Consider the following 12304-nt stretch of genomic DNA (forward strand, 5'->3'; position numbering starts at 1 on the left):
ATGCTGCTAAATTCCTTTAAAAAAAGTTAAAAAAATGATTTTTTATGACTTTGCTCATATAATAGTTGTGGAATAGCTTGTAAATTGCAGTTGTTAATTTGAATAACATTTAAAAAAAACATTATGAAAAAATCGATTAAAATATTGTTGTTAGTCGGCTTGTTTGCCGTTTTTGGGTGTAAAAAAAGCAATGAAGCTCCGGCAGAAGCAACAGGAGATGCAGCTCCAACCGAAGCGGTGGGACAATCTGGGGTTGTTGATGAAACGTCAAGTCCGAATATAGTTCAAACAGCCGTTGCAAGTAAAGACCATACTACTTTGGTAACAGCCGTTAAAGCGGCCGGATTAGTAGATGCTTTAAGTAATGCCGGTCCGTTTACAGTTTTTGCTCCAACCAATGCAGCCTTTGAAAAATTACCTGCGGGAACCGTTGAGGGCTTGTTGAAACCGGAAAAGAAAGAGGATTTAAAATCGATTCTGGAATATCATACTTACGTGGGCGTTCTGAAAACGGATTATATGCAGGACGGACAGGAATTTGAGATGGTAAATCCTAAAAAAATAAAAATCACGAAAAAAGACGGAAAAACCTATGTTAACGGTTCTGAAATTGTAGCTTCCATCGAAACTTCAAACGGAATCATTCATGTGATTGGAGACGTCCTTTTACCAAAATAAAAACAGGAATTATTAATTCAAATTTCCTATTCTGAATTTGTCAGAGAAAAAAGCGCTAATTAAAAGTTAGTGCTTTTTTGTTTTTAAAATCTATTGTTAAGTAAGTGTTTTAATCATAAGGGCATTCGCAATGTTTGCTGCCCGTTCTTTGATTTCCTCTGCCTTTGTGCCGGAAAATAAGTCATCAATCGTTGTTGTAAACAATACTAGCCAATGGTTGAAATGTTGTTGTTTCAAAGCGCTTTTTCGGTGTAATTCCTGATGAATGTACATGGGGTTCCCATCATAATTCCCGTTGTGAAATAGTATGTTTTCCCAAAAGTCATACATTTTAGGAAGGAGATTGTCCCAATTCACTTGAGCTACATCATTAAACAAATATCCTATTACGACATCCGTTTTTACTTTTTCAAAAAAAGTATCCACCAATTTTTCTATGTCTTTTTTATTCCTGATATCTTTTTTCATTTTCAACAGTTTGAGTGGTTGGAGTTAGTAAACAGGAAATTGGTTCTGACATTGTTATAAATCTTTCCGGTTGAATTTTTTCAGCGAAATGAAAAACGGAATAATTGCCCATAAGGTCAATAAAAGAAACGAAACGATAAGCCCCGCCGTATTACCGAAAAAATCTTTAAATATGGCTCCGGTATATCCCATCATTGCAGAAACGTCGAGATGGAGTAATATTTGAATCCGGGCTAAATCTATCGGGCTCAAAGCAGTTAGTGCCACCATTGCATTTTCGATGGGATAGTCTTCCAGCTGAAATAATAAAAACAGAACAATACCATCAAACAACAAGGCAAAATACAACCAGAGCATGATGGCGATTCCAATGCCTTTGGCTTTGTCTCTCGTCAGGATCGAACTCAAAAAAGCCAATGCTACAAAGATGACTGAAATCAGACAACCCACTATTATCATCATAATACCCACGATGTCCGGTGAATTTACCAACAATGGAATTCCGGCTCCAATGAAAAAAGAATATACCATTGAGGATGCCAGGCCGATGAATAAACTAAACCATATTTTCTGGCGTTTAACGGGCTGGCTGAGCAGAAGTTCTATAAATTCAGCGCTATTGTAAAGATAAATGGTTGAAAAAAGAATGGAAACTAATGGTACGGTAAATAATATTACATTCAGAATGGTAAGTAAACCCTTTGCGGAATTGTCTTCCAAAGCAAACGAACTCCACGACAGAATAGCCAAAATAAGTGTGTATCCCAACACAATTTTGTTTTTGACAATATCCAGTAAAATGATTTTAATTATCCTGTTCATTTTTTGCGCTCTTTAAAATTTTAGCAACCGCTTTTGATATTTTATGTTCGTTGGTCTCCAGTTTCAGATCGTCAACTTTTTTATGGAAAAATACTTTTCCGTCCTGCATGAAAATTAGTTCTGTAATTAAATCGTCAAGTTCGCTGAGTAGGTGGGATGTGATTAAGATGAGCTTTCCTTTTTTCTTTTCCTGTATGATTTTTTCTTTCAGGATTTCAGAAGCTAATGGGTCTAAACCGGCAGTTGGTTCATCCAAAATCAAAACATCGGGATTGAATAAAAATGCTAAAGTGGCGCTCACTTTTTGCGTGGTTCCTCCTGATAGGGTACGCATCTGCTTGTTGAACATTTTTTCCAATTGAAATGCTTTCAGCAGATCTTCATCTAATTCCTGATTGGTGTTTCGGATTTGCTTTATCATCGTTATAACCTGACCGATAGTCATATTATCGGGATAGCGTCCTATTTGCGGCATATAGCCAATTCTTTCCCTGTACTGGTATTCGTTTTGAATCGATTTTCCGTCAAATGAGATCATTCCTTTATCCGGAACAACCATTCCTAAAACAGATTTTATGAGAGTTGTTTTTCCACAGCCGTTCGGACCGATTAGCGCAATGCATTCTCCTTTGTTACAAGTGAGATCCACACTTTTCAGTACGTCTAATTTTCCGAATTTTTTATTTAAATCTTTGATGCTTATCATAGGGGCAAGGACTTCATTAATGGCGTATTGTCTATAAAATTATCAGGGGTAATGCTTGGTAAAACTTTTTCGGATTTGTCCAAAAGCGTTATCATGAAACTCCGGTACAGCAACATGGTAGGCGGACTGGATTCGGTTAAAACCGCAAATAAACTCAGCGGATGGTAGGGGACATCACCCACACCGTTTTTGTCTAAATCGTATCCTTCGTATTTATCCCAATAATTGCTGTTGAATGTGTTTAAAACCAAGCTTCCATTTGTGCTGATATCAAAAGTGTTTTTCAGGTAGTTGTTATTGACGATCTCATTGTCCATGCAACTCGCCTGGATTTTCATGCCCCAACCGTTGGAGCTGAAAACATTCTTTTCCACTTTTATACGTGAAGTGCCTTCCATGTAAATTCCCGAAGTGTTTTTTGAAAAGCGATTGTTGAAAATATAACTGTCCGCAATTTCTTTGAGCAGTAACCCGTAGGCAGAATCACCCCAGTTTTCCTCAAAATAATTGTTAAACATTTTTACGTTTTTGGTGAACATCACTGCTACACCGGCACCATTATTCTTAAAAACATTGGTAATGTAAGCATCATCGTTGGAGAACATAAAGTGCAACCCGTATCGAATGTTTTTGAATGAAATGTTGCGCCAAATGACTGAATTGGTCACAAATTCAAAATAGATTCCGTCCCGATGGCCTGATATTTTGTTGGCAATAATTTGGAGATTTTCACTTTTCCAGCAGTGTATTCCGTTTCCAATCAGTTGTTCTTGTTTGCCATACGCTCTGATGGTGTTGTTTTTTATAATGCAGTTTTTTCCGTTCTGAATATAAATGCCGAAGAAATTGTTGTCAAGAATGTTATCCTTAATCACAACATAATTTTTGTCGTAAACTCTTACTCCGCATGGATCTTCTAAAGCTGCATGGCCGGAATTGACAATTTTAAAACCCTGAAGAACGACATTGTCAGCGTTAATGGATATGACTTCAGATTTATGCTGTCCGTCCAGTGTCGGAAAGTTTTTCCCGATAAGCGTAATTTGTTTGTTTATGAGAATTCGTCCTTCCCTGTAAATTCCGCCGGTTACGATGATTGTATCTCCATCAGCAGATTGCTCTAAAGCGGCTTTGATACTCTTTAAAGGTTGATTTCTTCCAACCGATAGAGTTTTGGCCTGACACAAAAGTGAAAGGGAAAAGAAATATGCTAAAAAGAGGATTTTCATTCAAAAGAATTATAAATTTCATCCCATGTTGATGAAGTCGCATTCAGTTTTGTTTTGTATTGTTCTGCTTCCTTTTGCGTAGAAAATGCGGCAGTATTACCTCTCATGGGACTGCTGATTGTTCCGCCTTTTAAATAGAACGCTTTTTCTGCGGGAATCAATGTGTTGTCCTGCGTATAATCATTAATATAGAATAATTTGGCAGGGACAGTAGCCTCTGATTTGGCAAATTTCACCATGCAGTGGATATCGTCAAATTTGTAGATTCGCCCTTTTTCGGTAATTAATTCGGCACCGAATTTTCCATTGGAAATGGTCATTTTGCAATTATCGCAACTGTCTGAATTCAATTTTAGCGGTTTGGGTTCGTTTGAACTGCACGAACTCAAAACAAATAGCGTAAAAAGGATAAATATGACTCTTTTCATAAATGGGTGTTATTTCTTCTTTTTTAATAATTCATACTCCTTAACAACAATTATCAAGAGTAAAAGACCAGCGCCGGTAAGCATCCAGCCTCCAGTGTCGGGGATGGAATAGGCTCCGAAATTCAATAATTGTTTGTAACCTAAAAGAGGAGGCTGATAAGCCATACCAGGAACTCTTATCGCTGCGTTCGGGTCAAGGTTGTGACCGTATTCGTAATTCCATCGGTAAAAATCAACTCCGGCTAAAGCTACAAATAAGATGTAAGATATTAAAAAAAGTAATACCGCTTTTCGTTTTGCAATGAAAATAAGGAGAAACGAAATTAATCCTAATCCTCCCACTATGTAAGGTAGTATTTTGAATTCAATGAAATTCTCGGTATGCAAAGTAGCCATACCGATGTAGTGGTTAAGCCCGTTGATAATGTCAACATCGCCGCCAATTTTATTTGCATGCAATTTTAAAACCAAGCCTTCAGGATACTGGGGAGCATTCAGTTCGATTTGCCACATTGGAACAAATAAGGAACCAATTAGCAGAGCTGCTGTAATCAAAAGCATGACTTTTGACAATAATGAAATTTTTGCTGACATCTTGGGAATGATTTAAAAAAAAGGGACAATATCATATTGTCCCTTTTTTAAATTTTGAATTTATTTTGCGGTAGGGACATTTGTACCTACGCTATACGTAATCGGCACATTGCTTCCTGCGGGTGATACGCGTACGTAACCTGACATCTCCTGGTGTAAAGCACTACAGAAATCGGTACAGTACATCGGGTACATTCCAACTTTCTTCGGAATCCATTTTAAAGTGGTGGTTTCGCCCGGCATGATAAGCAATTCTCCGTTATCAGCGCCTTTAATTGCAAATCCGTGAGGTACGTCCCAATCTTGTTCAAGGTTTGTCACGTGGAAGTATACTTCATCTCCCAGTTTAATTCCCTCAATGTTGTCTGGTGCAAAGTGTGAACGGATTGAAGTCATATAAACATGTACTTTGTTTCCTTCTCTAACCACCTTGGATTCTTTCTCTCCTTTGGTTACATAAGGGTGATTGTTTTCACCTATTTTAAAGAACTTCAGCTGTCCGTTGTTTTTAATAAGATCTGCTGGTGCAGCTTGAGCATAATGCGGTTCACCAATAGTTGGGAAATCCAATATCATTTTCATTTTATCACCGCTGATGTCAAAAATCTGCGCACTTTGTGCTAGTTCAGGACCTGTTGGCAAATAGCGGTCTTTAGTGATTTTGTTGTAAGCAATCAGGTATTTTCCGAAAGGTTTTTTACTGTCTCCTCCAGGAATACAAAGGTGTCCTACAGAATAGTAAGTTGGAACTCTGTCTAACACTTTCAAAGATTTGATATCCCATTTAACCACTTCCGAAGAAACGAAGAATGTAGTATAGGCATTTCCTTTTCCGTCAAACTCTGTATGCAGTGGACCTAATCCTGGTTTTTGTACTTCTCCGTGAAGAGCAGCTTCATATTTTATTACAGGAATTCCTCCGTAATCGCCTTCAAATTGTTTTTTAGCGATAGCTGATTGCATTTTGTCAAAACTGAACACTGGGATTAATGCAGCTAATTTACCGGAACCAACAATGTATTCTCCTGAAGGGTCAACGTCACAACCATGTGGTGATTTCGGACACGGAATCATATAACAAATGTCTTTTAACTCGGCAGAGTCTAAAACCAATACTTCTGTTTTGATTTCTGATTTTGCAGTATGTGTTTTTTCATCCCAAGTATTGTGGGCATATTTTACAGACTGTTTTTTTCCTTTACCGGCTTTAATGTACTCTTCTGCTTTTTTCCAGTTCACCGCCATGATAAAGTCTTTGTCTTTTTGAGAAGCATTAACTTCTAACAGAGTATTCGCCTGTTCAGTGTTATAGCAGGAGAAGAAGAACCATCCGTGTGATTTTCCTTTTCCGGCATGAGAAAGGTCAAAGTTAACACCCGGAGTTACGATTTGGAATGCCAAATCCATTTCACCTTCTTTTCCAACTTTTACAAAACTGATGTGCCCTTTAAAGTTTTCTTTGTAAGTGTTGATAGCCACGTCACCATTTGAATAGTCTGCCGGTACGCTGAAACGTGTTCCTGCTACTACATATTCGGTATTTTCTGTGATAAAAGGAGAAGAGTGATTACCACCACTGTTCGGTAATTCAATAATCTCGGCTGTTCTGAAAGTTTTTAAATCAACGCGTGCAATACGTGGAGTATTGTTTGCATTTCCAAAAACCCAACGGCCGTCAACTTCTCCGTTTGTTTGAGACATTTCCGTATGGTGCAAATCGTCCCAAGGTACAAAACCTTGTGAGGTATTAAGCATTGGTTTGGTTTCCTCGCTGTATCCCCAACCTTTTTCGGGATCAACCGAGAAGACCGGGATTACACGGAACAACCTTCCGCTGGGAAGACCATATACACTTAACTGTCCGCTGAAGCCTCCGGAAACGAAATTGTAAAATTCGTCATATTTTCCCGGTGCGACGTATGCTTTTTCAGCTGCGTCGCCACTTACGGCATCACCTGAACTTTTTGGTTTACAGGAAGTCACAAGAGCGCCCCCAATAGCAATTAGTACAACTGCTTTTACAAAGATATTTTTCATTTTTGCAAGTTTAAATTAAGATTATACCATCCATTTTCCTTGACTGGATTGTGTCTGGCTTATTTTACGCCATCATTTTTGCGCATATATTCTAATATACTTCTAGCTTCATCATCAGCAAGACCTTGGTTTGGCATTCTTACCAAACAGATTTCTAGTTGTGCCTGTACTGCAGGGTCTTTGTCAATCATCGGATCAGGATTGGTGATAAAGTTCATAATCCACTCCGGTTTTCTTCTTTCTGTTACGCCTTTCCATCCTGGTCCAACTAATTTTTCATCGGTTGTTTTGTGACAAGATGTACATTTTACAGCGGCTACACCTTCTCCTTTGGTTGCCATTGCCTGATCTAATGAAGGCCCAAATTCTACAGTTGAATACTTTCCTTCTCCTCTTTTAGGATCGTAAGTTGAAGGATCCGAAGCTGTAGCTGTACTGGTTTCTTCTGCAGCAGGAGCAGGAGTGTCTTGCTCTTTTTTGGATTTATCTCCGCCACATGAGGCAAAAAAAACACTGAAAACGATGGCTAAAATTGAAAACTTGTTCATATTCTGATTATTTAAGGTTTAACCAAATGTAATATATATAGTATTAATTTTTTATGATTATAATCATAAAAAACCTCGTTTTTATGGTTATAAGATCAGGTTAATTTTAAATTTCATATATTAAAAAAAAAAGCCCTGTCTCTGTAAAAACAGGACTTTTTTAACCAATCTAACTCATTTCCCAACTGCAGTAGTGTTGGTGTTTGAATTTGGAAGTACCTCATATGTTGCCTGACTAAACATCATATGCTATCTTAATAATCAGAGAGAAAAATTTGAAATACTTACTTCTTAACTAAAAACATTTCTCTGATTTTTTTACGCCAAATCCAGATTTAGGCATCCCTAAAGCTTGTTAAATCGGTTTGTATATAGATTTCAATTAACAGTACTAAATAAGACAATATTGTCCTTTATTGACATGACATTTATCAGGTTTGTCAAAAAAAAATTATAAAAGAAGCAAAATTGTTGTCAGAATGATGGTTAAGACAATCCCAAGACTTAATTTCCAGAAAATATTGGCTTTTCTCACCTCCATAAAATCAAAAGCGACCAATAAAAACTTGGCAGCCCAAAGGATTAAAAGCAACAAAATTGCAGAGGTTTGGTTTGTTGTACTTTTCATAGACAGTATGCTTGAGAATAAAGTGATCGTCAATAAAGCGATGAGCGTATATTCTTTTGATAGTTTCATTTTTTAGAAGATTAGATATAAGATTGGAAATAATAACAGCCAAATCAAATCACACATATGCCAAAAAGCCGCACAGGTTTTCACATCTTCAGTCTCAACAGTGGTATTTGCTTTTTTCATACTGCGATTCGTCCAGAGAATAATCACGATGCCTACAATCACATGTATAAGATGGAATACCGTCAATAGCCAGTAATACATATAAAAAGTGTTGGTTTCCGGTGTTAATCCTGCATCAATTTTAGTCGAATATTCAAAGGATTTCAAAACAATAAAAAGCAATCCGCCCAAAGCAGTAAGTTTCATATATAAAGATGCTTTCGAAATATTCCCGCACTCAAATTCATGAACCGCTTTAGCCATGAAAAAGCCACTTGTGAGCAGGAATATAGTGTTGATTAATCCTAAAGTTGTATTTAGATGCATTCGTGATTGATGGAAGATCTCATGGTTTTTTGTTCCGTCATAAACAAAAGCAATTAATGCCATACCGAAAGTCAGCAGTTCCAAAAAAATAATTATCCAGATCAGAATGCCTCCCGGAGGATAATAGATGTTCTTATAATCGATTTTAGCAGTTTTCATTTTTATTTAATCTTTTAGAAAATGGACTTCTCCGGTATGGATGTCATAATAGGCGCCTACAATTTTTACTTTGCCTTCATCGACAAGATGTTTAATGGTGGCGCTGTTTTCATAAATGTGCTTCATGGTTAATTTGACATTCCGTTTTGAGGTTTCCTCGGCGATGTGTTCCGGAATAGGGTAGGTGTTGTGTTTGCTGAAAGCGGGTTTGATCTGATCGGTAAGCTGGGTTAAATGTTCGAGCTTAACATTGTCGATAGCCCCCTGAACAGCTCCGCAGTGACTGTGTCCCAAAACCAAAATCAGTTTGGTGTGTTTAACTTCCACTGCATATTCCATGCTTCCCAAAATATTGTCATCTTCCACATTTCCGGCCACCCTTGCGACAAATAAATTTCCAATACCCTGATCGAAGATAATTTCGGGAGGAACCCTTGAATCAATGCAACTCAAAACAAAACTGTGCGGATGTTGCCCATTTTTTGTTTTTTGAATCTGTTCATGATAGTTGGTGTAAATCATCTCACCATCCAAAAAGCGATTGTTTCCGTAAATGAGTTCGGCATGTGCATCCTCGGGAGAAAGAACTTCCGGGAATGTTTCTTTCCGTTCGCTGAATTCCATAAAGAAAACCGCAAGGAAGATCAGTGCAATTTTTGTCAGCCATCGGAAAGTGAAAGACGTTGATTTTTTAGGATTATTTATCATAGTAGGTTTTGTTTATTTCCAATCCAACAAGCGTTTTTCACCTTCGATATTCTTAATGTCGGTGATGTCCTGTGACATTTCAATGACACCTTTGTAATTTTTATCGGCGTCACGAACTGCAAAATATCGGATGTAAATCAGGCGTTCTTTATAGTTAATCCAAAAGGAAGACTCGTTTTGTTCTCCTTTTCGGAATTTATCCAGAATCTCCAATACGGTTCCAACGCTTTTCGGCGGATGGCAAAAACGGACTTCACGGCCAATAATACCGGCACTTCTCGGAAAAACACGTTCTTCCCCGCGGTTGTAGAAAATTACTTTATCGTTTTCATCCACATAAGTGATGTCTAAAGGCATGGTTTTCAGAAGCAGATTTACCTGTTCCACCGTCATATAACCTTCATCATAATGCGTTGTGTTTTCCAGTGAAAAAGTCATTTCGCGTTTCGTAAAATCTTCACTTGGATGAATGTATTGTTCTTGTGGATAAGCTGGCGGAGTTTTAGGTAACATCCATCCGATTTCTTCTTCTCCGGAACGCATTTCAATCCAATCGGTATCGGTTAAAATTTCCAATGCATTGGGGAAAAGTACGGTTTCTTCTATCTGCATCAGGCGATAAATTCCATTGATTAAATAAGCCCGATTGGTTTTTATGATTTCATACTCCCTATTGTCGATGTCTTTACGCATCATCCTGAATTGCTCCCGAAGGTTGTCGTGAAACGACCACATGCCTTGTGAAGGTCCGTTCCAGCCGCGTTTTTCGAGAAAAGGGAACAATTGGTTTTCTTTGCGCTGAAATCGTTTTTCGATGGTGTGAAGTTCGTTGAAAACATTGAAGAACTTCTGTGCTTCAGTCATTGGATTTGTGATGGACAGTTCTTCCAATAATTTGTGGATGATGTCGGTTTCCTTAAAATAAGTGTGAACCGGATGTCCTTCAGGGAAAGGCAATTTATTTTGAGTGTCATTCATGATAAGTTATTTTTGATGTTTGATCTTTTCGTATAATTTCACCAGGGACTGTAAAAGTTCCACCGGCGTGGTCAGAATCTGGTAATGATTTTGCCCGAACATCTGCGGTAAATAATATTTCGCCTGCGCCTCAATTGCCAAAGCATACGAGTTGATGTTCCGCTCGTTGAGTTCCCGCAAAGCTTGTTTTACATCATTGATGCCGTGTTTTCCTTCGTATTTGTCGAAGTCGTTTGGTTTTCCGTCCGAAATAAGAATAATCCATTTGTTTTTGGTTTTTCTTGTGTCCATTCGTGCTCCGGCATGACGTAAAGCGGCACCTATCCTTGTATATCCGCTTGGTGTAACCGCGCCAATTTTGTGTTTGGCCGAATTCCAGTTTTCGTCAAAATCTTTCAGTGTGAGATAAGAAGCATAGTTTCTGGTTTTGGAATAAAAACTGTCGATGGAGAAGTCGATGTTAAATTCATTCAGGATTTCCCCGAAGAGAATCGAAACTTCTTTTTCCACATCCAGAACACGGCTCCCGGCAGCATAACTGTCACTGGAAAGACTGATGTCCAAAAGCAATAAAATGGATAAATCTTTTTCTTTTTTCCGGTTGGAGATATAAATGTTTTCTGATGGTGTTTTTCTTGAATGTATGTCAGCATACAAATCGGTAATGGCATCAATGTCGAATTCGTTGCCATGGTTTTGCCGGCGTTGCTGTTGCATTTTATTGTTGACGTTGGTCAGCATTTTTCGCAATCCCATTAAGGTGGACGCGTTTTTGGTTATGGCGTTTTTGTAATATTCGGGATCGGTTTTCAATTGCGTTTTAGGATACACTTTGCAGAAATTTTGTCTGTAAGCACGCTTGGTGTAATCCCATTCGTCATATTTTAAATGGAAGCCCTTTTCATCGGTTTCGGCACTTTCTGAAATGGTGGTGTTTTCAATGAATTCAGATTGGTAAACCGAATGTGCGGTATCGTCCACGCGAACGGTAAATTTCATGCTGAGTTCTTCCAAAGCATCCTGATGGTCTTCCAATTCGTCGGAACCGTCAAAATCACGCCATGATCCATTGAATTCATCAGCTGTTTCCACTTTTTCGAAATTATGCGTCATCACATAATCTTCCTGTTGTTTTTTGTCGACTTCCAATGTGATTACCTCTTCCACAGCCGTTGCCTGAATAACGGTTTTCTGTTGTTTTTCCAGCGCATTTTTTAACTTATCCGAAAAATTCTCCAGTTGCTTGTCTGATTGTATTTCCGGATCATTTTTCATCCACTTTCCGTAAAGCCATGAGAAATCCGCTGGAGTTTTATCGGTGGCTTTTTCCTGAAAATAAGAGGCAATCGTTTCGTGTATTTTTCTTGTTACCGGATAATCACTGAAGATTTTTTCCAAAATCAGAGGAGCGGTCTCTAATGCTTTCTGTTGTGAAACTTCTAACGATTTTTCTTCGCAAGTCCAATTTAGATCGAGTGCTTTCTGTTCGCTGAGGTAGAGTGTCCTGAAGAGATAAAAAGAAAGATTTTCTTCAAAGGTTCGCAAAGCCGAAAACGAGATGGGAAGGAAAAAGTTATTGTTTTTATAACCGCCTTCTCGTTCGGCAGGATAAATTTCAATGGGTTTACCGGTTAATGCGCTTGCCAAAAGTGTTAACCGAGGTTTGATATCGTTGAGAAAAACAGTTTTGCTGAGTGTTTCGGCATCTGTTTTTTTGTTGTTTTTGAAGTATTTTACGATTTTTCCGTAGAGGAATTCGTCTAATTCTAATCCCATTTTCTTAAGTAATTAGTGATTAGTATTCAGTAATCAGTCGCAGTAATCAG

At 38.1% G+C, this 12304-nt stretch carries 14 protein-coding genes; 1 reads left to right on the plus strand and 13 read right to left on the minus strand.

What is annotated here, in order from left to right:
- The first annotated feature begins 123 nt into the window (after positions 1-123).
- On the plus strand, positions 124-678 hold the full coding sequence (locus tag VLB74_RS09780) for a fasciclin domain-containing protein (protein WP_325203275.1): 555 nt from the start codon (positions 124-126) through the stop codon (positions 676-678).
- A gap of 96 nt (positions 679-774) precedes the next feature.
- Here VLB74_RS09780 and VLB74_RS09785 read toward each other — a convergent pair whose 3' ends face one another.
- From VLB74_RS09785 to VLB74_RS09845, 13 genes are all read right to left on the minus strand, one after another.
- A complete protein-coding gene (locus VLB74_RS09785) occupies positions 775-1146 on the minus strand; it encodes a group III truncated hemoglobin (RefSeq protein ID WP_325203276.1) in 372 nt (123 codons plus the stop codon).
- 54 nt (positions 1147-1200) lie between these two features.
- On the minus strand, positions 1201-1968 hold the full coding sequence (locus VLB74_RS09790) for an ABC transporter permease subunit (RefSeq protein WP_325203277.1): 768 nt from the start codon (positions 1966-1968) through the stop codon (positions 1201-1203).
- Complete coding sequence (locus tag VLB74_RS09795) at positions 1952-2674, minus strand: ABC transporter ATP-binding protein (protein ID WP_325203278.1); 723 nt, start codon at positions 2672-2674, stop codon at positions 1952-1954. The genes VLB74_RS09790 and VLB74_RS09795 overlap by 17 nt, the downstream gene beginning before the upstream one ends.
- Positions 2671-3903, minus strand: coding sequence for a nitrous oxide reductase family maturation protein NosD (locus tag VLB74_RS09800; RefSeq protein WP_325203279.1), 1233 nt, complete (start codon positions 3901-3903; stop codon positions 2671-2673). Before VLB74_RS09800 ends, VLB74_RS09795 begins: the two co-directional genes overlap by 4 nt.
- Entirely contained in the window at positions 3900-4331 is a 432-nt protein-coding gene (locus VLB74_RS09805) for a nitrous oxide reductase accessory protein NosL (RefSeq protein WP_325203280.1), read from the minus strand. Before VLB74_RS09805 ends, VLB74_RS09800 begins: the two co-directional genes overlap by 4 nt.
- Before the next feature lie 9 nt (positions 4332-4340).
- The gene (locus tag VLB74_RS09810) at positions 4341-4925 is read right to left on the minus strand and encodes a hypothetical protein (RefSeq protein WP_325203281.1); all 585 of its coding nucleotides are present in this window, start codon (positions 4923-4925) and stop codon (positions 4341-4343) included.
- 60 nt (positions 4926-4985) lie between these two features.
- On the minus strand, positions 4986-6962 hold the full coding sequence (gene nosZ, locus VLB74_RS09815; protein WP_325203282.1) for a Sec-dependent nitrous-oxide reductase: 1977 nt from the start codon (positions 6960-6962) through the stop codon (positions 4986-4988).
- A gap of 59 nt (positions 6963-7021) precedes the next feature.
- The gene (locus VLB74_RS09820; protein ID WP_325203283.1) at positions 7022-7510 is read right to left on the minus strand and encodes a c-type cytochrome; all 489 of its coding nucleotides are present in this window, start codon (positions 7508-7510) and stop codon (positions 7022-7024) included.
- 451 nt (positions 7511-7961) lie between these two features.
- The gene (locus tag VLB74_RS09825; protein WP_325203284.1) at positions 7962-8207 is read right to left on the minus strand and encodes a hypothetical protein; all 246 of its coding nucleotides are present in this window, start codon (positions 8205-8207) and stop codon (positions 7962-7964) included.
- 3 nt (positions 8208-8210) lie between these two features.
- Positions 8211-8792: a cytochrome c oxidase subunit 3 gene (locus VLB74_RS09830; protein ID WP_325203285.1), complete on the minus strand. Its 582-nt coding sequence runs from the start codon at positions 8790-8792 to the stop codon at positions 8211-8213.
- 6 nt (positions 8793-8798) lie between these two features.
- A complete protein-coding gene (locus VLB74_RS09835; RefSeq protein WP_325203286.1) occupies positions 8799-9500 on the minus strand; it encodes a carbonic anhydrase in 702 nt (233 codons plus the stop codon).
- Between the two features lie 12 nt (positions 9501-9512).
- Entirely contained in the window at positions 9513-10478 is a 966-nt protein-coding gene (locus VLB74_RS09840) for a DUF438 domain-containing protein (RefSeq protein WP_325203287.1), read from the minus strand.
- 6 nt (positions 10479-10484) lie between these two features.
- The gene (locus VLB74_RS09845; RefSeq protein WP_325203288.1) at positions 10485-12254 is read right to left on the minus strand and encodes a nitric oxide reductase activation protein NorD; all 1770 of its coding nucleotides are present in this window, start codon (positions 12252-12254) and stop codon (positions 10485-10487) included.
- Between the last annotated feature and the right edge of the window lie 50 nt (positions 12255-12304).

It is taken from the genome of Flavobacterium sp. (assembly GCF_035456225.1).
Taxonomy (GTDB): domain Bacteria; phylum Bacteroidota; class Bacteroidia; order Flavobacteriales; family Flavobacteriaceae; genus Flavobacterium.

Excerpts from the sequence above, each read along its gene's own strand:
- VLB74_RS09780 (WP_325203275.1), top strand. The coding sequence starts at position 124 with ATGAAAAAATCGATTAAAATATTGTTGTTAGTCGGCTTGTTTGCCGTT.
- VLB74_RS09785 (WP_325203276.1), bottom strand. The coding sequence starts at position 1,146 with ATGAAAAAAGATATCAGGAATAAAAAAGACATAGAAAAATTGGTGGAT.
- VLB74_RS09790 (WP_325203277.1), bottom strand. The coding sequence starts at position 1,968 with ATGAACAGGATAATTAAAATCATTTTACTGGATATTGTCAAAAACAAA.
- VLB74_RS09795 (WP_325203278.1), bottom strand. The coding sequence starts at position 2,674 with ATGATAAGCATCAAAGATTTAAATAAAAAATTCGGAAAATTAGACGTA.
- VLB74_RS09800 (WP_325203279.1), bottom strand. The coding sequence starts at position 3,903 with ATGAAAATCCTCTTTTTAGCATATTTCTTTTCCCTTTCACTTTTGTGT.
- VLB74_RS09805 (WP_325203280.1), bottom strand. The coding sequence starts at position 4,331 with ATGAAAAGAGTCATATTTATCCTTTTTACGCTATTTGTTTTGAGTTCG.
- VLB74_RS09810 (WP_325203281.1), bottom strand. The coding sequence starts at position 4,925 with ATGTCAGCAAAAATTTCATTATTGTCAAAAGTCATGCTTTTGATTACA.
- nosZ (WP_325203282.1), bottom strand. The coding sequence starts at position 6,962 with ATGAAAAATATCTTTGTAAAAGCAGTTGTACTAATTGCTATTGGGGGC.
- VLB74_RS09820 (WP_325203283.1), bottom strand. The coding sequence starts at position 7,510 with ATGAACAAGTTTTCAATTTTAGCCATCGTTTTCAGTGTTTTTTTTGCC.
- VLB74_RS09825 (WP_325203284.1), bottom strand. The coding sequence starts at position 8,207 with ATGAAACTATCAAAAGAATATACGCTCATCGCTTTATTGACGATCACT.
- VLB74_RS09830 (WP_325203285.1), bottom strand. The coding sequence starts at position 8,792 with ATGAAAACTGCTAAAATCGATTATAAGAACATCTATTATCCTCCGGGA.
- VLB74_RS09835 (WP_325203286.1), bottom strand. The coding sequence starts at position 9,500 with ATGATAAATAATCCTAAAAAATCAACGTCTTTCACTTTCCGATGGCTG.
- VLB74_RS09840 (WP_325203287.1), bottom strand. The coding sequence starts at position 10,478 with ATGAATGACACTCAAAATAAATTGCCTTTCCCTGAAGGACATCCGGTT.
- VLB74_RS09845 (WP_325203288.1), bottom strand. The coding sequence starts at position 12,254 with ATGGGATTAGAATTAGACGAATTCCTCTACGGAAAAATCGTAAAATAC.